The sequence below is a fragment of the Photobacterium ganghwense genome, from assembly GCF_003025595.1.
Taxonomy (GTDB): Bacteria; Pseudomonadota; Gammaproteobacteria; order Enterobacterales; family Vibrionaceae; genus Photobacterium; species Photobacterium ganghwense.
On the sequence record NZ_PYMI01000001.1, the window covers coordinates 162,855 to 182,807 of the forward strand.

A 19,953-nucleotide genomic window follows, 5' to 3' on the forward strand; every position below is an offset into this window, starting at 1 on the left:
TAGCAATTATGGGATGTTGTGACACACCAGGGTTGATGCCAGTTGAAGACGCACTGCAGAAGATTCTGGAACAAGTTAAACCACTGGAAACCGTCAATACGGTATCCCTGGCAGATGCCATGGGGCTGGTACTGGCTGAAGATATTCGCTCGCCGATTAATGTACCGCCTTTTGCCAACTCAGCGATGGATGGTTACGCCCTACGCAGTGCCGATCTGGCGCAGTCAGATACCTTGACCCTTGCCGGTAAATCATTCGCCGGGATCCCGTTTGAAGGCACCTGCGAAGCAGGCCAGTGTATCCGTATCATGACCGGTGCCCAAATGCCGGACGGTACTGATACAGTAATTATGCAGGAAGAGACCGAAGCGCATGGCGAGCAAATTCGCTTTCTGACGAAAGCGCCGGCGGGTGATAATGTGCGCCCGATTGGTGATGATGTTCGCCAGGGGGATGTTGTGGTTGCCAAAGGCACCCGTATCACCGCACGTGAAATGCCGTTACTTGCCTCTCTGGGTATTGCTACCCTACCTGTTTATCGTCGCCCTGTTGTTGCTTTCTTCTCAACCGGTGACGAACTTAGTCCGGTGGGTGAACCACTGGAAGCCGGGCAGATCTATGACAGCAACCGATACGGCATTCGTGCTCTGCTGGAAAAATTCGGTTGTGATGTGATGGATTTGGGCATCATCCCGGATTGCCCGGAAAAACTGTGTGATGCCTTTGCGGCGGCCACTAAAGCGGATGTTCTGGTCACTTCCGGCGGCGTCAGCGTCGGTGAAGCAGACTACACCAAAGATATTCTGGATGAGCAGGGAGAAATTGGTTTCTGGAAAATTGCCATGAAACCGGGCAAGCCATTTGCTTTCGGTACCATCAAAAACACCTGGTTCTGTGGTCTGCCCGGCAACCCGGTATCCGCCATGGTAACGCTATACCAGCTGGTTCAGCCTATGTTGGCTAAACTGTCTGGTCATACTCAATACCAGCCACCGCAACGCATGAAAGCTAAAGCGGCGACTGTCTTTAAAAAACGTCCGGGCCGGGCTGACTACCAACGCGGTATTTATCAGATTAATACCAATGGTCAGCTGGAAGTCTCCACCACCGGTAATCAGGGCTCTGGCGCGTTCAGCTCAATGCACCTTGCAAACTGTTTTGTCATCCTTGAGCAAGAGCGCGGTCGCGTGATGCCTGGCGAAGAGGTGACTATTGAACTGTTTAACCAGGCCATGTACTAATTCAAGGCAGTAACTGACAGGATATACCCGTGGTAGAACTTACCGATGCAGAGATGCTGCGTTATAACCGCCAGATCATTCTGCGCCAATTTGATTTTGAGGGTCAGGAGGCACTAAAAAGTGCTTCTGCCCTGGTACTGGGAGCTGGCGGACTTGGATGTGCCTCAACCCAGTATCTGGCTGCAGCCGGTATTGGCACGTTAACCCTGATTGACGACGACAAGGTGGAAGTCTCAAACCTGCAGCGTCAGGTACTGCATAACGACAATACGGTCGGTATGCTCAAGGTTGAGTCTGCGAAGCAAGCATTACAGACCATCAACCCGAATGTATCCGTCTCCACCATTGCCGCACGTCTTGATGACAACACTCTGCATGATTTGATCGCAAAGCACGATATCGTGCTGGATTGCAGTGATAACGTGGAAACCCGTAATCAGCTGAACCGTTTGTGCCACCAGCTGAAGACGCCTTTAGTGTCAGGGGCCGCCATTCGCATGGAAGGCCAGATCAGCGTCTATACCTATCAGGCCAATGAACCTTGCTACCAGTGCCTGAGCGCACTGTTTGGACAACAGGCACTGACCTGTGTCGAAGCCGGAATCATGTCACCTGTGGTCGGTATCGTGGGTGCAGTACAGGCAATGGAGACCATCAAAGTGATTGCTGACATGGGGCAGCCCTTGTCAGGAAAAATCCTGATGCTGGACGCCATGACTATGTCGTGGCGCGAGATGAAGCTCAGTAAGCAACCTGCCTGCCCGGTGTGCGGATAACAGACGCCATCAGCTCATTGATATAAACGGGCAGCGAACAAGAATTAATCGGTTTATTAGTTCACTGCCCGCTTTTTTATTGTCGATTTTATTTTGGTTTCTTGCTTCTGACAGGCTCACTGGTAAACAGGCGAGTTCGCGGACTCCCCTATGCTCCGTACTATTACGGCGTTGCCTCTTCAAATTTTGGCGACAATCTCATCTCTGTAATTTGGCAATACGACGATTGTGCTTACGCACGCCCATCTTGATTTTCAGCAATCAGCGCACTTTTGCCTCCTGCTTACCTCCTGCGCTTGCGGAGGCTCCTTCCAAATCGATCAAGTTCTCAATTCACCGACTAACCTTCTATAAGGCAATCACAACGCACTAGAATAGATTCAAAGACTTAGCGTTATCAGATCCCTTTGCTCAGGAGTATCTCATGCAGGACTTATTCACGGTTATCGTTACGGTATTTATGGGTTTTTTTGCCATTATGAACCCCATTGCCAATACCGCAGTATTCGTCGGCCTCACCGGACAACAATCCGTCGAACAGCAACGCAGAACCGCTTTTAAATCAGTATTTACCGCTTTTTTGGTTGTCGCCGTATTCAGCCTGTTAGGCAAAGCCATTTTCTCGCTTTTTGGTATCACACTACCGGCATTACGGCTGTCTGGCGGTATTCTGGTTTTTATCGTCGGCTACCACATGCTGCAAGGCAGTAGTTCAACCATGCACAGCTCTACTGACAATTCTGACCAGGACATTGCTATTTCCCCGCTGGCAATCCCGATTCTGTCCGGGCCCGGAACCATTGCCACCGCAATGAACTACTCGGCAGCAGGAGGATTCTTACAAATTCTGGTAACCATTGTCGCTTTTGCCATTTTGTGTGTCATTACCGTGGTTTGTTTCCTCTACGGTCAGCGGCTCGTGAAATATATGGGTTCGGAAGGCATAGGGATTGTCACGCGTCTGATGGGACTCATCCTGACAGTCATTGCGATGCAGATGTTTATTCAGGGTGTGCATGATGCCAAGCACCTGTTTGATAAGCTAACCTGATTCGCCTGACCGTAACCAGAACGTGTCTCAGAGCAAGATCCTAATGCACTGTACAATGTATGGAATTGTATGGATTTAGGGTCTTAATAGTGCATTGCGATAAAAAGTCGTTATGATAGCCACCAACAAATTGAACAACGTTTTATATCAAGGTTATGGGCGACCCATGCGGATATAAAACCGTGATACAAACACAATGGCTTTCGAGAACGACGATGAATAAAGCAAGCATGACACTCTGTGGTTTAACTGCACTGATCCTGGCAGGTTGCGCCACCCCTTATGACACCGACAAAAGCTCCTTCTGGTCATTCGGTAAAGGATTCGAAGTAAGTAACCTGTCCAGCGATACCTGGCAAATCAGTTTTGTCGGTAATGAATACACTGATCGCACCAAAGCCCGTAATTACCTGCTGCACAAAGCTGCGGAACTGGCGCAGAATGCCGGTTACCCTTACTTCATGCTGCGTGGCGAACAGAATTATCGCGATCAGACCGGCACCAGCGGTTTTGGTACCAGCAGCCATGACTTTCTCTATGGCGTAGGCAACATTACTTCAGAAACAACCGTCATGGTAGAAGCTATCGGCCTGAAGGAAAAGCCGCAAAACAGCACCCTGCCAGTCTACGAGTCAGGCTTTATCCTGCAGAACATTCAGGTTAAGTCTTAACCGCAGGTCCGGCCGCTACCACCAGCCTGCAACGTTTAGTCGAAGATAAAAAGCCGGACCATGGTGGCCCGGCTTTTTCTGTTTTGATCTTGCTGATTTATTTCCGGTTGCCTGATTCCTGCGTGTGATACGGCAGTATCTGTAACAGGCATCAGGCATCAGGCTTCAGGCTTCAGGCTTCAGGCTTCAGGCTTCAGGCTTCAGGCTTCAAAGTTCAGACATCATACGAATTACTGGATTTTATACAGATCACGGGTGTACCGGGCATCCGACGCATTAGTAGTTGAGTAACCACCGACTTTCGGGTTTTTCAACACAGAACGAGTGTAGTGATACAGCGGGATAGCCGGCATTTCTTCTGCAAAAATCTGCTCAGCCTGCTGATAGTAATGATTACGTCCTTTACTGTCTTTTGCGAGAATTGCTTTCGCCATGACCTCGTCATACTTCGGATTTGACCAGTCACCGTAGTTCATACCCTGGCTGTCAAAGAAAGACAGGAAAGTCGATGCTTCATTGTAATCCCCCATCCAGGCATAACGGGCCACACTGAAATTACGCTGTGACAGTTTTTGCAGAAACGTTTTCCATTCCTGATTGGCGAGTTCAACGTCGGCGCCCAGCGTTTTCTTCCACATCGAAGACATGACAATGGCCAGCTTTTTATGCGCTTCCAATGTGTTGTAAACCAGTTCAAACTTCAGCGGATTCGCCGCGTTAAAGCCTGCTTCTTCCAGCAACTGTTTCGCTTTCTGATTACGCTCTTTCTGATTCAATTCACCCCAACTCAATCTCGGCGCAGCAAAACCGTCCACTGACGGTGGTGTCAGGCCATAAGCGGGAATCTGTCCCTGCCCCAGAATCACATTAGTGACAACGTCACGGTCAATCGCATAAGCCAGCGCTTTTCGTACCCTCGGGTCATCAAACGGCTTCTTGTTAACATTGAACAAGTAATAGTACGTGCCGAGCGATGGCATGGTCAGCAGTTCATCCGGGCGCTGCTTCTTAATCGCATTGTACTGCTCCAGCGGAAACGACGACGTAATATCAATTTCCCCGGTACGGTAGCGATTGTATTCAGCGGTCATATCAACAATCGGCAAATATTTCACCTGGTTGATAACGGTCTTCGCGTTGTTCCAGTAATTCGAGTTTCGTTCCAGCACGATACGCTCATTCAGCGTCCATTCTTTCAGCTTGTAAGCACTGCTGGTAACAATATGCTCTGGCCTCGTCCAGGTGTCGCCGTGCGCTTCAATGGCTGGCTGATAAACCGGATAAGTGGATTCATGTACCAGCATTTTCAGCAAATACGGTACCGGCTTATCCAGCGTGATTTGAAACGTCTTATCGTCCGGAGCAGAAACACCCAGCTCTTCTACCGGCACCTTCCCTTCACTGATTGCGGTGGCATTTTTAATGTGTGCCGTACCGTAATACCAGGCATAAGGCGCGGCTGTTTTAGGGTTGATGACACGTCGGAAGCTGTAAACAAAATCACCGGCGGTAATGGGTTCACCATTGGACCAGGTGATGTTATCGCGAAGGTGGAAGGTATAGACTTTACCGTCAGCGGATTGTTCCCACCGGGTAGCGAGCGCAGGAATGATTTCCCCTTCAGGACTTTGAGTCACTAACCCTTCAAACATATCACCTATAACACGGGAACTGGCAGAGTCAGATGAGAATGAGGGATCCAGCGTGGGCACCTCATCACCGTTACCGCGTACAAGCACCTGCTCTTTTGCCAGTGTGACATCAGACGGCACATTTGCGGCCCAGGAGGGTGAGCTGGCGACAAGTCCGATAACCGCTGCGATAACGGAAAGTTTACTTCCTTGCATATATTGTCCTTTAATGCAGTTGTCTCTTTAGTGAAAACACCCATTAACATACACAGTTATAAAACATGACGATAGGTTTTCGGTCACAAAAAAACGGACAAAAACCATGCAAAAAGCCATGCCTTAAAACAAGTCAAACTGTTCCGATTAAGTCATACAAAACTGACAGCTTTTCATAGAGTTAACCGTGATTGAAAGCCGAAGGATAAACAGGCGATTTACGATGCTTTTTTATTCTTTTTATCCGCTTGGCTAAGCAATTGTTTCAGTACCCCGATTTGTTGTTTCATCGCGAGATACCCCGCATCGACTGCCGCTTCACGCTCCGGCGTGCGCCCGAAATTTACCAGGCTGTTATCCGGTGGGATGGGAGTGATCACCATATCAGCACTGGCAATTTCATCGCTGGCCAGCTGACAGCTTTGCAACCAGAAGGTATTCGCCATGGTATCAACGGCCTTCTCTCCCAGTGGAGGTGGTTGACTGCAGAAAACATCGACGGCAATAACGACATCGGCTCCCAGTTGGCGGGCGGCATAAACCGGCACCACAGACAGCACCCCGCCATCCACCAGTACATCCCCATGATGATTAACAGGCACAAATACCCCAGGTACACTGGCTGAGGTCTGAACGGCCTGCCCTACGTCACCGGCAGTAAACACCACCGGTTTATGACGGGTCAGGTTCGTGGCAACAATGCCGGTTGGCATTGGTAGCTTGCGTATATCATCGTAGGCAACATGTTTATTAACCCACTTCGCGAGCGCCTTTCCTTTCAGCACACCCTCTGGCGAGAGGTTGACATCGGTAATGTCATGCTCGGCAAATTGAAACAGCAGGCGATGAACGGCGCTGTAATCATTCGCACTGTATAACGCTGCGGCAATGGCGCCCACAGATGTCCCCGTTACAATATCTGCTTTGATACCCTCTTCTTCCAACGCCTTCATCACTCCAAGATGCATCATGCCTCTGGCAGCACCACCGCCAAAGGCAATCGCCAGTCTAGGGGGATAGCGCCCGGATGAATCAGTACGTGGACTCGACGGAACAGAATCAGCTGGCCGACGAATCTCAGTTGTTTGCAAGTGGTCATACTGATTGACCGTGGAACATCCCGACAACGTCAATGATGCCAGTGGAACCAACACCAGCATCGTAAGTGCGTTTCGTAAATGGTGAAAAGGTTGCATCTGGAGCCAAACATGTTTCCTGTACGCCATACCTCACTCCTCCGGACCCGATCTAAGCCCTAACCGCGCAAGTTCCTTCTGATCTTCCTTTTCGTCATACGCTGCTATATCCCTGAACGTGAGGTGAGTAATACGTTTGCGCCACAGATTGTCCGGAATATGGGAGAAAGATGAACGGTACTTGCTGTTAATTTCCAAAACCAGCACAGCAATCTTATCCAATTCCAGGTCATAAAGGCGTGATGGCAGAGACAAGATTACCGGAAAATCAGTGACTTCACTCACCTGCGATTTAGCCAGATACGGTCGCTGGGTATCTCCCAGTAAATAGTGACGTTTAAGTACCATGTACTTGCTAGGGATCGATTCCTGCGAGTCCCACCAGATGCCATCAACTGCATCCAGCGCCATTCTGGCCTGCGTCTTGTCAACGGCATCCAGCTGACGCAGACTGGCATCCAGCCACAGCGTCAGATTCCGATTGTAGTCTTCTTCACTTAATATCTTGCGCTGCTGAATCAGCGCCAATACCAGCTTCGCCCCAAGCATGTTGGAATAGAGATCTTCTATCGAGTAGGCAGAGATCGTCTCCGGCCAGGCTGTAAAGCTGCTGTAACCGTGCCACTGGGCAATTTCATGGGATTCTGCTTTGAAATAGGCCAGTCGGGCTGCAACATGAGCGGCGATTTGCCACCGCTGTTCGGCGGTCAGCGCTGACGTATCAAAAGCTTTTAGTTCGATATACCGAGGACCAAGCTCCGAGGGCAATTCAATACGATGGGCCTTGCCTAAGTGAGCCAGGATGTCAAAAAACAGCGCAATAGTATCGTCTGCGGTATCCCGAACATGCGCCAGGTCGATAAACCCACCGCGCCTGGTGTACATCAATCTGTTATTCTCCCCACCCGCTTGGTTCAGCGCAGAAGCCGACGCGGGGGTAAAATGGTAAATACCGCTGGCAAATTTATGCGGGCCCACATCCTCTCTGGCTCGCAGGTTGTCGAGACGGAAAAACGGCACCGGGACAGCGCTGACATTCACTTTCTGCATATCACCAAATGCGCAGCATGGCCTGACATTCTGGGGAACCCGAAACTGAGGGTAATGATGCTGACTGAGTTGCCACGAATCTTGGTTGATCGCCTCGCCATTCAGCATGGCATGAATCTGCTGCTCATCAGGCAGCGTGTTTGTATTCCACGATTGTGTCGTGCATCCCTGTACGGCCATTATCACGGCTGATAATAGAAAAACACTGAAAGTCTGTCTTTTCATAGTAAAGAAAGCGCCATATGCACTGAAAAATGTTGTTTCCTGAGAGGCTGTGTTAGCTGGATGCTCTATGCATTGGATAACTTATTGGCAGGATTACCTATTTAACTAACTGGCCACATAGCCAGCCGGGCAGTCCAGCCCCCTAAAAGGCTTCATTGATAGAAAAGTAAAAACCGCTCTGATCGTTGCCAAACCCCATATCCAGACGGAGGTTCACCCGCTGCTTTATTTCAAAGCGATAGCCAACACCGGCTGAATACAGCCATTTGTCCTGCCCCAGCTCGGAAAAGTCGCTGGCTAAGGTGCCGCCTCCCAGCCAATACACCATCCCGTGACGTCCACCCAGCGGCCTTCGGTATTCCACCTGAGAAAGCAACATATTGCGATCGCGGTAATGCCCTTGCTCATAACCACGCAATGCATCGGCACCACCCAGTAAGGCCATTTGATCCCAGCTGACATCACCGCGGTTAGATTCGAGCCGCACCTGCCAGGCTACAATTCCTGGCATGCCGGGTATCCCTTTCAGCGTCAGGTAATCGCTGTAGTTCAGTTTTATCCGTTCGAAATCATGATCCGAGCCTAAGGCTTGATCAAAATAAAAGTATTCAATCTGAACGAGTCGGCCAGACGAGGCATTCAACGCAAAGTCTCGGGAGTCATAAGTCAACGAGGCTTTTAGACCGATGTGGTTTTGTTTATGCGGAAAAGCGGTCATTGCTGGCATATCCGCTGCGTCCCGATAAGCAATATCTGAGTTACCGTTTACAGAGCTGTTTGCTACAAAACGGGGGGGTTCATCCCCTGTGTTTACCGAACCGTCACTGGCTTCCGTGCGAGTAAATTGCGCCCCCAACCCGAAATACGTAGAAGGAAAGATTTTCCTTTTTCCTTCCATTGAAACCGAATACGCCCGTCGAGTGTAGTCAACTCGAGGGTTGTACTGTCCGGCATCAATCCCGACCCCATAAAAGATATCCGGTGAATCAATCACTTCTGCGTTAAAGTACAACCGATATGTATCACGCTGAAGGTAACTGGCGTTGCTGACAGACAAACCATACGCGCCGTTTATCGACGCAAAGCCATTCAGCGTCACTGCGCTGGGTTGCGATACCTGATCATTCAGATCGGGTAAATACAGCCCAATCGCGGAAACCCCAACCCCCAGCTTTTTCTCCGGGGTATAAAACGGCCCAGGCATGACACTCCAGTCGATGCCTTTTTCCGGCGTAAATTGTCCGTCAGCACCCAGCTCCAGCAACAAGTCGGAAAACCATGCCTGAGTTCGCTGATACAAGCTGAGGTCATTGTCAGCAGGTGGTGTCTCGTTTCCCGCCGCGGGTTTTGCCACCGCGGACACGGTAAACAACATCGCAAGCCATAGTCGCTTATGCTTCATACTGACTTAAAACCGCCGACCTAAGGAGAAAAACAAGGTCTCGCGGCTACCGAAACCGGCCTCAAACAAGGCTTCCCAATCGCGGTTGAAGGCATACTGAAAACCAATCACCGAGTTCCATTTGTCTTCCGCATGCTGACTGACCTCAAACTCACCATCGGGTGCCAGTGATCCAAGCAGGTGGTCGAGTTCTGACGGAAGCCCAATATCACGTAGGTTGCCGGACAAAAACTGTTCAACGTTCTGATACATCGCACCGGCAAACACCCGCAGCTCCCTGCCGCCGTCATATTCCCAGCGATAACCGACCCGGGGTGCCGCAACAAACGTTTTGATATTGCCGTTAATCGCCGAAATGCTGGTGTAGGTATAGTTCATATCAAGCAAGGCAAACCAGTTGCCAATGCCACCCGCCAGTGTGGTGCCGACCCCATACGTGCCGCCATCCATATCGAGCACAAATTGGGTATTCTCCGGTAACGATTCGCCGCCCTTGTCTATGGCGGCGCACAACAAGCGGTTAGGATTCAGCAATCCCGGAAACTGACTGGCATCACAGTGGACCGCATTGATGTTTGCCTTACTTTTCCCCTGGGTATAACCGATGATGCCGTACACATTCATAAAAGGGAAAACCCAGACATCGCCACGTAAAGTAATGTTTGAGCCTGAAAAATGCGCCTGCCTGGCATCCACATCAACGGCGTTGAGTACGGGGTGGCCTGAAAAAGAAATGCTGTCGATAGTAATCGGATTATTCATGTCCATGTAAGACAGAGATAACCCATAAGGCTTAGGTAATGTGTATCCGCGCTGCTCTGCTTCCTCGCCCCAGATAGGGAAAAAACTGTCCTGGGCACTGAGGCACGACGAGGTCAATGCGGTAAGTAATAATAGTTTTTGTCGTTTCAAGGTGGTGTTTCAACCTATCCGCCCATTAACCATGAGCTAAAAGTGGTTATTAAAAGGGGGCCAGTATGGTTTCGGAATACTTAATGATTTCTTAATCAACCTTCCAATAATCCCAAGAGTCATATTTTCAATGTGTAACAATTCATGATTTTAACGCTAACTCATTGTCGGCATGTGGAATTATTCAGCGCTGTTTACATGTAAAAAAAGAGGGGGAAATGAGAGGCAAGCAAGAGGAAAAGAGATGGGAAAACGTAGGTCAATTGTGGTTCTCCTGTCGCACCTGATACACATGAGAAACACACGGGGAAACGGGCGAGATAACCGGCATAACGCACGGATAAAAAAATGCCCCGTGAATACGGGGCACTTTCGAAGCAGTATTAGTTATCGTTCAGACGGATACCGTCACGCTCGATAATGATCAGTCCCTGTTTGTATAAGCTACCGATGGTTTTTTTGTAGGTCGCTTTACTGGTACGGAACTCTTTAAAAATTTCATCCGGGCTGGATTTATCGCTCAGCGGAATGAAACCGCCTTTGCGTGCCAGTGCGGTCAGGATTTTATCTGCCAGATCATCAACGCGTGCACGACCCGCTTTTTGCAACGACAGGTTAATCTTGCCGTCAGGACGAATCTCTTTAATGAACGCTTTCAGCTTCTTACCCGGGAACAGTTTACCGAACGCTTCAGTTTTGAAAATCAGTCCCCAGTGCTCACCTTCAATCACTGCCTTGAAGCCAAGATCACTCACTTCGGCAATCATTACCTTTACTTCTTGGCCTACTTTGTAGTTTGCAGGGGTTTTATCCAGGAAGCGGTTAAACTTGGTACTGCCCACGATACGACCTGATGCCTTATCTGTGTAAATGCGCACCATGATTTCCTGTCCGACTTCCAGACGACGGCGCTGCTCACTGAACGGAACCAGCAAGTCTTTCTCCAGACCCCAGTCAACAAACGCTCCGACACCGCAGATACCCACGACTTTCAGGCGTGCAAACTCACCAACGGTCGCCAGTGGCTGCTTCGTGGTCGCAATAATTTCGTCTGATGAGTCAAAATAAACGAAGACTTCCAGTTTATCACCCAGCTGAGTGCCGGCAGGAACGGAAGCATTTGGCAGCAGGATGTTACCAAAGTCCTCACCACCATCAAGAAAGACGCCAAAATCTACCATCTTAACGACTTCTAATGTGTTGTATTGTCCGATTCTAATCATTCTCTCGACACTCTCTGGATACATGACATGGCGACGTTACCCACAGGCACACAACTTGTCACAACATGTCTCACAAACTATGGCCGCGCATTATACGTGATGTTACTCCACTGCGCCTGACCTATCTTAAAATTATTGGCTACTTTTCCACCTGTCAGCCTTATCATGGTGAATAAGCCATGCTAATAACTGATTAATTCATCTAAAATTAAAGTCATTTCCGACGCCTTAATACATACTGTCAGCCCCCTACTGTTTCCCCGCGGCCCGAAAGAGGATAAATACAAGCGTGATCACTGTTGAAAAGAAAGACGGACATAAGATTAAAATCTCTCATGTCATTCAGGAAACCACCAACAGGCAGCTTGACCTCTTCATTTTTGTCCCCGGCGAACTGGGGCTGAACAGCCATATTATTTCCGCTGACGAATTTTACCATAATGCCATTCAGGGTAAGCGGACTTACTACAGTGACGTGAACCATTTACCTTTGGTACACAGTCGGCTGGCCAGTCGCGGTAAACTCTCTACCGAGCAATACCGTCTGAGCCTGAGCCTCTATGCCTTCCAGTATGCGCTGGCATTAGAAAAAACGACCCAGGCGCTGCTTGATTCGCAGGAAGAGCGAACGCTGGAAGAAGTCGAGGAAGTCGCCCAGCTCACCATCCGTATCCTCAAGCGTCTGCGCCGTAATGTGCCGTCCGACAAGAAACTGCACAAATACTACGAGAACATCGACAATTACCTGTCATGGTTTACCGAACAGCGCCTGCTGGAGCTGGTTGCCCACCTGCCACGTAACAGTGAATACAGCAACATCAAAACCATGCTGCTGGAAGTGTGCGAAAACGAGGCCGAACACCGACTGAATCACGAGTACAATTCGTCAAAAGCCCGGTCTGATTTAACCCGGATGTCCAACAAAATGCGTCTGCTGCGACGGTTGATCGAATATCCGGTCACCATGAAAGAGAAGACGGACGAGCTGGGTCAGAACACCCGCAAAATTGTCACCGGTTTTGCCGCAGGTTTTGTGATGATTTTCGTGACCCTGATGCTAATCAAAGCCCGAGGCGTACTCGGGGACATTACCGCCTCCTTTATTCTGGCGTTGTCTTTCATTTATGCGGCCCGCGAAGTGTTCAAGGACGACCTCAAACTCATGCTCTGGCGCTGGGTACGCAAAGGCAAACCTAAGTGGCGCAAACAGTTTTACGACGTCAACACCAATCAATTGATTGGCCGTCAGCTGGAATGGATGGAGTATTGCAGTTTCAAAAATCTGGATGAAGAAATCCGCCAGATTCGTAAACACAAGGTCTCACAACGGGAAGAAACCATCCTGCATTACAAAAGCACCACCCGTATGTCTCCCACTAAATTCCTGAGTGGTTATGAACAGACGCTGGAATCGCTGATGCTGGATCTGCGCGGTATCACCAAGCTGATGGAAAAAGGCTCTCAGAAAATCTACCAGCTTAACGATGGTCAGGTTTCCAAGGAATCGGTCGATAAGCGCCACCTGATCAACCTGATCACCCGTGAAAGGGATGAAGACAACACGGTGCGAATCCAGCGCTGGAAAATCGTCATGAACCGCTCAAAAATCGTTGATATTGAGCCAATAGAGACCGAAAGCAGCACCGAACCTTCCGGGCTTGAATAGCCCTACTTTCTTTCCGTTGTAACCTGAGACCAAGTTGTTACGCTTAAAGGGAGAATTTTAAATCCGAGCCCTTTATGAAAACACTGTCGCAACTGGTTTTTAATAACACTTACCGTCAACTGCCAGCGTCTTTTGGCACCCCGGTTTCTCCTCAACCGCTGGATGACCCATTTCTGGTCAGCGTGAATCAGAAAGTCTGCCGCTGGCTGGAGCTGGATCCGGCGGATGCCGCGACGCCCTATTTCATCGACGTGTTTACCGGCAACGAAGACCATGACGGGTTTGAACCTTTTGCCATGAAATACACCGGTCATCAGTTCGGCCAATATAACCCGGACCTCGGCGATGGCCGCGGCCTGCTGATGGGCGAAATCGTGACGTCTGAAGGTAAAAAGTGGGATGTCCACCTCAAAGGGGCTGGCATGACACCCTACTCACGTCAGGGCGACGGACGGGCAGTATTGCGCTCCAGCATCCGTGAATACCTGGCCAGTGCCGCCATGGAAGGACTGGGGATAAAAACCACTCATGCGCTGGCCGTGTTATCCAGTAACACGCCGGTTTATCGTGAACGTATTGAGCGCGGAGCGACTCTGATCAGAATCGCGGAAAGCCACATCCGTTTTGGCCATTTCGAATATTTCTTTTATACCAACCAGCACGCAGAATTACAGTTGCTGGCCGATTATCTGGTTACACACCATTTCCCCGAAATTGCCCAGCAGTCTGACAGCCGTGACCCTGAGCGCTATTCCCTACTATTTCGGGAAATTGTCCGCCTCACCGCCGAGATGATCGCAGACTGGCAGGCCGTCGGCTTTGCCCACGGGGTAATGAATACCGATAACATGTCTGTACTGGGGCTCACCTTCGACTACGGTCCGTATGGCTTTCTGGATGACTATAACCCCGGCTTTATCTGTAACCATTCCGACTATTCCGGTCGTTATGCCTTTAATCAGCAGCCATCCATTGCCCTCTGGAACCTGTCTGCACTTGGCTACGCCCTGTCACCGCTGCTGGACAAAGAAGCTATCGACGATGCTCTGAACAGTTATCAACCAATACTGCAGACAGCCTACAGCCGGAACATGCGCAGCAAACTCGGACTCAAAGAAAAACGGGATGAAGACACGCCGCTGTTTTCCGATTTGTTCCAGCTGATGACCCAGCAAACCGTTGACTATACGCTGTTTTTCCGCACCCTATCGGACATTGAGAGCTCGGCGCTGCCAGACGCGGCAGAACAATTCGGTGCTTTCGTGAAGCAGCAGCCACCACTAAAAGAGTGGCTGGGGCGCTATGCAGAAAGACTGCAACACGAAGTCGTGCCGGACGAAGAGCGTCTCACCCTCATGCGCGCCGTCAATCCGAAATACATTTTGCGGAATTATCTGGCGCAACAGGCCATTGAAAAAGCAGAAGGCGGCGACTTCGCAATGATTGATCAGCTGCTGCATGTACTCGAAACGCCATATCATGAACACCCTGATTACGCGTATTTCGCCGACCTGCCACCGGAATGGGGTAAACACCTGGAAATCAGCTGCTCATCGTAGCATCGTCTTCAGGCACTCTGGTCAACAGCCAAACAAAGCCCGTCCGAGCACCTAATAGGCTCGGACGGGCTGCTTTTTGAATCGGTGATTTTGCGATTTTTTTGTTAACTAGATTTTTGGGTTAACTATATGGTTAGCTGTTTGGTTTGCTTGCGGGAAAAGGCAAGGGGGAATAGGTGAAAGGCAGCGCCCGCTCCCTTCCCTCACGGCTTCTTTAGTAAGCAATCACCCGAGTCATCCCCTGTTCCAACAGCCACTGCTGCAGGTTCGGTGCCTTGCTGATAAAGTGGCTGAGTACTTCTGCCGGTTTACCGGCTTTGCGTGCTGCACGGAGAGACTGAGCAACCAATTGCAACACGGCTTCGTTCTGATCATCATGCAGATATGCGAGCGCCGGATGATCAAAGTCCACGCCCAGCGCAAACCGGGCAAGCTGGTCAACATCAATGATCAAACCATCAAAGTAGTGCAGGAAGGTTTCAGCAGTCAGGGCATTTGCCGGCAACTCGGCCATCAGATGCACCTTCAGGCCGTCGGTTCCCCGGCTGAGCCCCTGCTCGGCCAGCAAATCCATCACTGTCGCCGCTTCGCTGAACGTGCGTACAAACGGGATCACCAGCTCTATGTTTTTCATTCCCGCTGACAAACGTGCCCGTTTGATGGCCTCACATTCCAACTCAAACGCCTTGCGAAAGGTGTGATCAGCAAAACGCGACACACCACGCAGCCCGATCAGCGGATACGCTTCTTTCGGCTCTAACTCCGCCCCCGGCAGCGCCTGACGGTGGCTGGAATCCGCGCCACTGAGACGAACACGCAGCGGCTGCTCTCCGGCCAACTTCGCCGCCTGCACCAGGTGCTCTGAAAGGGTCGAAACAAAAAATTCAGCCGGATTTCCCTGACAGCGCTTCAGCAACGACTGCTGGCTGTCCTGAGCAAGCTCAGCCACATACGCGGCAGCATAAGGGTGAATGTTCAGTTCACTGATTAAGTCATCCATTGACACCAAACCTATCGACACCTGTCCGATGGCAACATCCTGGTTTGCCAGTTGTTCTGACGACGTCATCACCGTCATGAATTGAAGTCCAGACTGAGCACAACTTGTCATAAGGCACCTTACTGCTAGCGAATATGCACATTGATAGAATGGCAGGCTCCGGACAGCTATCCCGAACATGCGCGACTGGTATTCAACTTACTGACAACATATGGATAACGCAAGGTGTTACTGGGCATCCCGTCTTTCCTTTTGAACAGGCAGATATTATTCCTGCAAGACTATTAGTTGACAGCATATTGATCGGCGGATTGCTTCACTGAATGTCTAAAAACTCACCACGCATTGATCCGGGTTGACTATTTTTGAATAAAAGGAAAGACGCAGAGAATAAAAAACTAAGCTATATCACAAGTTTGGTTTATTCCTACCGGCTTTTAAGCTATCTTTACGCGTTATTAATTTTTGCAATACCGAGATAGGCACGACTATGCCAATGAAAACCGATGAACTTCGTACCGTGAGTCTGGGCCCTATGCCTACACCTGCTGTGGTCGAAGCCGCATATCCGATTACGGATGCTATTGCGGAGCATGTCGCCCAAGCGCGTCGTCAAGTTGAAGCAATTCTGACGGGTGAAGACACTCGCCTTCTGGTTATCGTTGGTCCTTGCTCGGTGCATGACCCTGAAGCAGCCATTGATTACGCCACCCGCCTGAAAGCGTTGCTGGACAAGTATCAGAATGAGCTGTTCCTCGTCATGCGCACCTACTTTGAAAAACCGCGTACTGTGGTCGGCTGGAAAGGTCTGGTTTCCGACCCGAACCTGGACGGCAGTCTGGACTTGGCAAAGGGCCTGCATACCGCACGCAAATTGCTGGTAGATATCAATCGCCTTGGCGTGCCAACCGCAACGGAATTCCTTGATATGATCACCGGTCAGTACATTGCAGATCTGATTGCATGGGGAGCGATTGGGGCTCGGACAACAGAATCTCAGATTCACCGTGAAATGGCCTCGGCCCTGTCCTGCCCAGTAGGTTTCAAAAACGGTACTGACGGGAATATTAAAATTGCGGTAGATGCCATTCGTGCCACCCGTGAGCCACACGTCTTCTGCTCACCGTCTAAAACCGGCGAGATGACTATCTACCGTACGTCCGGTAACCCATACGGACATGTCATTCTGCGTGGCGGCAAATTGCCTAACTATCATCAGGAAGACATTGATGCTGCGTGTGAAACGCTGGCATCCTTTGAATTACCACCACGTTTGGTGGTGGATTTCAGTCACGGCAACTGCCAGAAGCAACATAAACGTCAGCTCGACGTTGCCGCAGACATTTGCCGACAAATAAAAGCCGGTAGCCGCCATATTGCTGGTATTATGGCTGAAAGCTTTATTGTCGAGGGGAACCAGAGTGTTGACGCAGGCAATCTGGACGCCCTGACTTATGGCCAGTCGATCACGGATCCGTGCATCAACTGGGACGATACCGTTACCATGCTAAACATGCTGGCGGAAGCAGTAAAAAATTCTTAAGCCGTCTGAATCGACAGCGGCTATGCTGAAAAACATTACAAACACACTGTGAAAGACGTTAGGACATCAACATGCCTTCTTTTGACATTGTCTCTGAAGTAAACACTGTAGAACTGAAAAACGCGGTTGAAAACGCCATCCGTGAACTGGATACCCGCTTTGACTTTCGTAACGTTGAAGCCAGCTTCAAACTGAACAAGGATATCGTGACCGTTTCTGCGGAATCTGACTTCCAGATCAGCCAAATGGTGGATATTCTTCGCAACAACCTTGCCAAGCGCGGCGTTGAAGCTAAATCCATGGAACTGAAAGACATTGTTCATTCCGGTAAAATGTTTAACCGTGAAGCCCACTTTGCGCAAGGTATCGACACCATGACAGCAAAGAAGATCGTGAAAATGATCAAAGATGCCAAGCTGAAGGTTCAGGCTTCTATCCAAGGCGAAAAAGTACGCGTTACCGGCAAAAAGCGTGATGACCTGCAAGCGGTTATGGCACTGATTCGTCAGGCTGATATGGACAAACCGTTCCAGTTTGAAAACTTCCGCGACTAATTATCCGGAAAAACGCAAACAACACAGCATGAACGCAAACGGGAAAAGGTCACTTTTCCCGTTTTTCTTTCTGTGCAGAATATCTCAATCATATTAGCTCTCGCTGCCCCACCCGTTTCAAAGTGAGTGAAATGACTCGCAACCTCATGGTTTCGCCCAGCGATAATTCGCAATAAAAACTATCTTGTTTTTTGTCTTTGACAATCAACATCATAAGGAAAACCATGATAAAACGTTCTCATAAGCCGTTGCCGCACAAACACCTGCTTATTGCCGCCAGTATTTCCGCAGCCATGTTTGCCGGCAGTGCCTTCGCCAGTTATCCGAATTACAGTGCTGATGCCGTCTATCACAGTGGTGATCAGGTGCTCTATCAGGGGCAGGTCTACAAAGCAAAATGGTGGACCACCAATGAGCTGCCGGGTAGCAGCAGTGGTGTCTGGGCTCTGGTTGATTCAGGCACGACTCCGCAACCAGAACCCACCCCTGAGCCGCCCCCTGTTCCGGAACCGACACCAGAACCAACGCCTGAACCAATTCCTGATCCGGCTCCGGGTACTGCAACCTACCCTACGTACGAAAACGGAAAAGTGTATGTCGGAGGCGATAGAGTCAGCCATAACGGCAAGCTATACGAAGCCAAGTGGTGGACGCAGAATGAAGCGCCGAACGCAGCAAACGGCACTGGAGTTTGGCAATACATTGGAGAAGGCAGCACAACGCCTGATCCGGGTCCAAACCCTGACCCGACACCGGATCCAGATCCCACACCAGACCCAACTCCGGATCCTGTTCCTGAAAATGGCATCATCGGGCAAAACCCAGACGGCAGCTATATCATGAGTAAAGCGTATCTGGATGCCAAAGAAGCCGCACTCACCAATTCACCTCAGTTTGATCAGGTGCTGGCATCCATTGCAACTCAGCCAAACAGTGTGGTTGAAGCAATTCAACCGGGCGCGACCACTAACCCGGATAACGTAAAACGCGTTGAATCGCTAATCTCTGAGCAGCAATGGGACTACACCTTCCCCGAGCGTAATCCGGTCTACACCTATACCAACTTCCTCAAAGCTGTGGGTAAATTTAAAGGGTTCTGCGCTACTTACACTGACTACAGGGCTGCGCAGTCAGATGACATCTGTGCCAAATCGCTGGCCGTGATGTTTGCTCATTTTACGCAGGAAACGGGGGCCCATAATCCCCACTCACCTAACGAAGAATGGCGTCAGGGGCTGTATTTTGTTCGCGAATCCGGCTGCTCTGAAGAGGCTGGCTCCTGCGGCTACAACAGTGAATGTGCCGCAACAAACTGGCAGACAGAGCAATGGCCGTGCGGTAAAAATGCAGATGGCAGCTACGTGAAATATTACGGACGCGGCGCCAAGCAGCTTTCTTACCACTACAATTACGGTCCATTCTCTGATTTCATCTTCAATGATGTGAATGTGCTGCTGCAAGATCCGGATCGGGTGGCGAACAGCTGGCTGAACCTGGCTTCTGCGGTCTTCTTCTTTGTCTATCCGCAACCGCCTAAACCTTCCATGCTGCATGTGATTGACGGCACCTGGCAGCCAAGCGCGACCGACATTGCCGAGAAACGCACAACCGGTTTTGGTGTCACGACCATGATCATCAACGGCGGGATTGAATGTACCCTGGAGACGGAAAAGCCGCAGTCGGTCAACCGTATCAAGTACTACCGTGGCCATGCTGCGGCGCTGGGTGTACCTGTTCCTGCTGACGAACAACTGGGCTGTGCCGGTATGAAACCGTTTAAGAAAACCTCAGATAACAGCTTCGGCCTATACTGGGAAAATGACTGGGGTTACTACCCGAATAATCCGGGCGGTGCCAGTTTCGCCTGCCGGATTGAATCCGGTTACCAAACTGCACATACCACACTGAAAGAGGGTGACTACGCGAAGTGTGTTCAGAAATACTACAATGTGACCATTGAATAACACCCGTAGTTATTAATAGCTTTTATCAAATTACGCCCACTTTTTAATATTTGAAAGTGGGCGTTTACAATTA

General features: G+C 50.0%; 16 protein-coding genes. 9 read left to right on the forward strand and 7 right to left on the reverse strand.

All coding sequences use genetic code 11. From position 1 onward, the window contains the following. The first annotated feature begins 8 nt into the window (after window positions 1–8). The 4 genes from moeA (at window position 9) to C9I92_RS00730 (ending at window position 3,739) form a co-directional block, all read left to right on the forward strand. Window positions 9–1,241 (forward strand): molybdopterin molybdotransferase MoeA, encoded by a 1,233-nt coding sequence (moeA, locus tag C9I92_RS00715; protein WP_047885502.1) that lies wholly within the window; start codon window positions 9–11, stop codon window positions 1,239–1,241. A 29-nt stretch (window positions 1,242–1,270) separates the two neighbouring features. Next, window positions 1,271–2,017 carry a molybdopterin-synthase adenylyltransferase MoeB gene (gene moeB / locus C9I92_RS00720; RefSeq protein ID WP_047885503.1) on the forward strand — a complete coding sequence of 249 codons (747 nt, stop codon included), beginning with the start codon at window positions 1,271–1,273 and terminating at the stop codon, window positions 2,015–2,017. 424 nt (window positions 2,018–2,441) lie between these two features. After that, window positions 2,442–3,068 carry a MarC family protein gene (locus C9I92_RS00725; RefSeq protein ID WP_047885504.1) on the forward strand — a complete coding sequence of 209 codons (627 nt, stop codon included), beginning with the start codon at window positions 2,442–2,444 and terminating at the stop codon, window positions 3,066–3,068. 215 nt (window positions 3,069–3,283) lie between these two features. Next, window positions 3,284–3,739, forward strand: a complete 456-nt coding sequence (locus tag C9I92_RS00730) for a CC0125/CC1285 family lipoprotein (protein ID WP_047885505.1) — start codon at window positions 3,284–3,286, stop codon at window positions 3,737–3,739. Between the two features lie 230 nt (window positions 3,740–3,969). Here C9I92_RS00730 and C9I92_RS00735 read toward each other — a convergent pair whose 3' ends face one another. The 6 genes from C9I92_RS00735 to C9I92_RS00760 form a co-directional block, all read right to left on the reverse strand. Next, a complete protein-coding gene (locus C9I92_RS00735; RefSeq protein ID WP_047885506.1) occupies window positions 3,970–5,586 on the reverse strand; it encodes a peptide ABC transporter substrate-binding protein in 1,617 nt (538 codons plus the stop codon). Between the two features lie 218 nt (window positions 5,587–5,804). Then, window positions 5,805–6,812, reverse strand: coding sequence for a patatin-like phospholipase family protein (locus tag C9I92_RS00740; protein ID WP_084712568.1), 1,008 nt, complete (start codon window positions 6,810–6,812; stop codon window positions 5,805–5,807). A 3-nt stretch (window positions 6,813–6,815) separates the two neighbouring features. Beyond that, window positions 6,816–8,057 (reverse strand): DUF4056 domain-containing protein, encoded by a 1,242-nt coding sequence (locus C9I92_RS00745; protein WP_146149651.1) that lies wholly within the window; start codon window positions 8,055–8,057, stop codon window positions 6,816–6,818. A 142-nt stretch (window positions 8,058–8,199) separates the two neighbouring features. Beyond that, window positions 8,200–9,459 (reverse strand): BamA/TamA family outer membrane protein, encoded by a 1,260-nt coding sequence (locus C9I92_RS00750; RefSeq protein WP_047885507.1) that lies wholly within the window; start codon window positions 9,457–9,459, stop codon window positions 8,200–8,202. Between the two features lie 6 nt (window positions 9,460–9,465). Then, window positions 9,466–10,371, reverse strand: a complete 906-nt coding sequence (locus C9I92_RS00755) for a hypothetical protein (RefSeq protein WP_047885508.1) — start codon at window positions 10,369–10,371, stop codon at window positions 9,466–9,468. A gap of 383 nt (window positions 10,372–10,754) precedes the next feature. Further along, window positions 10,755–11,594 carry a CvfB family protein gene (locus C9I92_RS00760; RefSeq protein WP_047885509.1) on the reverse strand — a complete coding sequence of 280 codons (840 nt, stop codon included), beginning with the start codon at window positions 11,592–11,594 and terminating at the stop codon, window positions 10,755–10,757. 289 nt (window positions 11,595–11,883) lie between these two features. Between C9I92_RS00760 and C9I92_RS00765 the strand changes: the two genes are divergently transcribed. Together C9I92_RS00765 and C9I92_RS00770 are read left to right on the forward strand one after the other, a co-directional pair. Next, window positions 11,884–13,260 carry a hypothetical protein gene (locus C9I92_RS00765; protein WP_047885510.1) on the forward strand — a complete coding sequence of 459 codons (1,377 nt, stop codon included), beginning with the start codon at window positions 11,884–11,886 and terminating at the stop codon, window positions 13,258–13,260. 74 nt (window positions 13,261–13,334) lie between these two features. Beyond that, window positions 13,335–14,819 (forward strand): protein adenylyltransferase SelO, encoded by a 1,485-nt coding sequence (locus C9I92_RS00770; protein ID WP_047885511.1) that lies wholly within the window; start codon window positions 13,335–13,337, stop codon window positions 14,817–14,819. A 214-nt stretch (window positions 14,820–15,033) separates the two neighbouring features. Here C9I92_RS00770 and C9I92_RS00775 read toward each other — a convergent pair whose 3' ends face one another. Beyond that, complete coding sequence (locus C9I92_RS00775; protein WP_242551809.1) at window positions 15,034–15,897, reverse strand: putative PEP-binding protein; 864 nt, start codon at window positions 15,895–15,897, stop codon at window positions 15,034–15,036. A 412-nt stretch (window positions 15,898–16,309) separates the two neighbouring features. Here C9I92_RS00775 and C9I92_RS00780 point away from each other — a divergent pair, with 412 nt between their 5' ends. The 3 genes from C9I92_RS00780 to C9I92_RS00790 all read left to right on the forward strand — a co-directional run bounded on the left by C9I92_RS00780 (window position 16,310) and on the right by C9I92_RS00790 (window position 19,880). Beyond that, entirely contained in the window at window positions 16,310–17,362 is a 1,053-nt protein-coding gene (locus C9I92_RS00780; RefSeq protein WP_047885513.1) for a 3-deoxy-7-phosphoheptulonate synthase, read from the forward strand. A 71-nt stretch (window positions 17,363–17,433) separates the two neighbouring features. Further along, a complete protein-coding gene (locus C9I92_RS00785; protein WP_047885514.1) occupies window positions 17,434–17,916 on the forward strand; it encodes a YajQ family cyclic di-GMP-binding protein in 483 nt (160 codons plus the stop codon). A gap of 224 nt (window positions 17,917–18,140) precedes the next feature. After that, window positions 18,141–19,880 carry a glycoside hydrolase family 19 protein gene (locus C9I92_RS00790; protein ID WP_053061841.1) on the forward strand — a complete coding sequence of 580 codons (1,740 nt, stop codon included), beginning with the start codon at window positions 18,141–18,143 and terminating at the stop codon, window positions 19,878–19,880. Window positions 19,881–19,953: the final 73 nt, after the last annotated feature.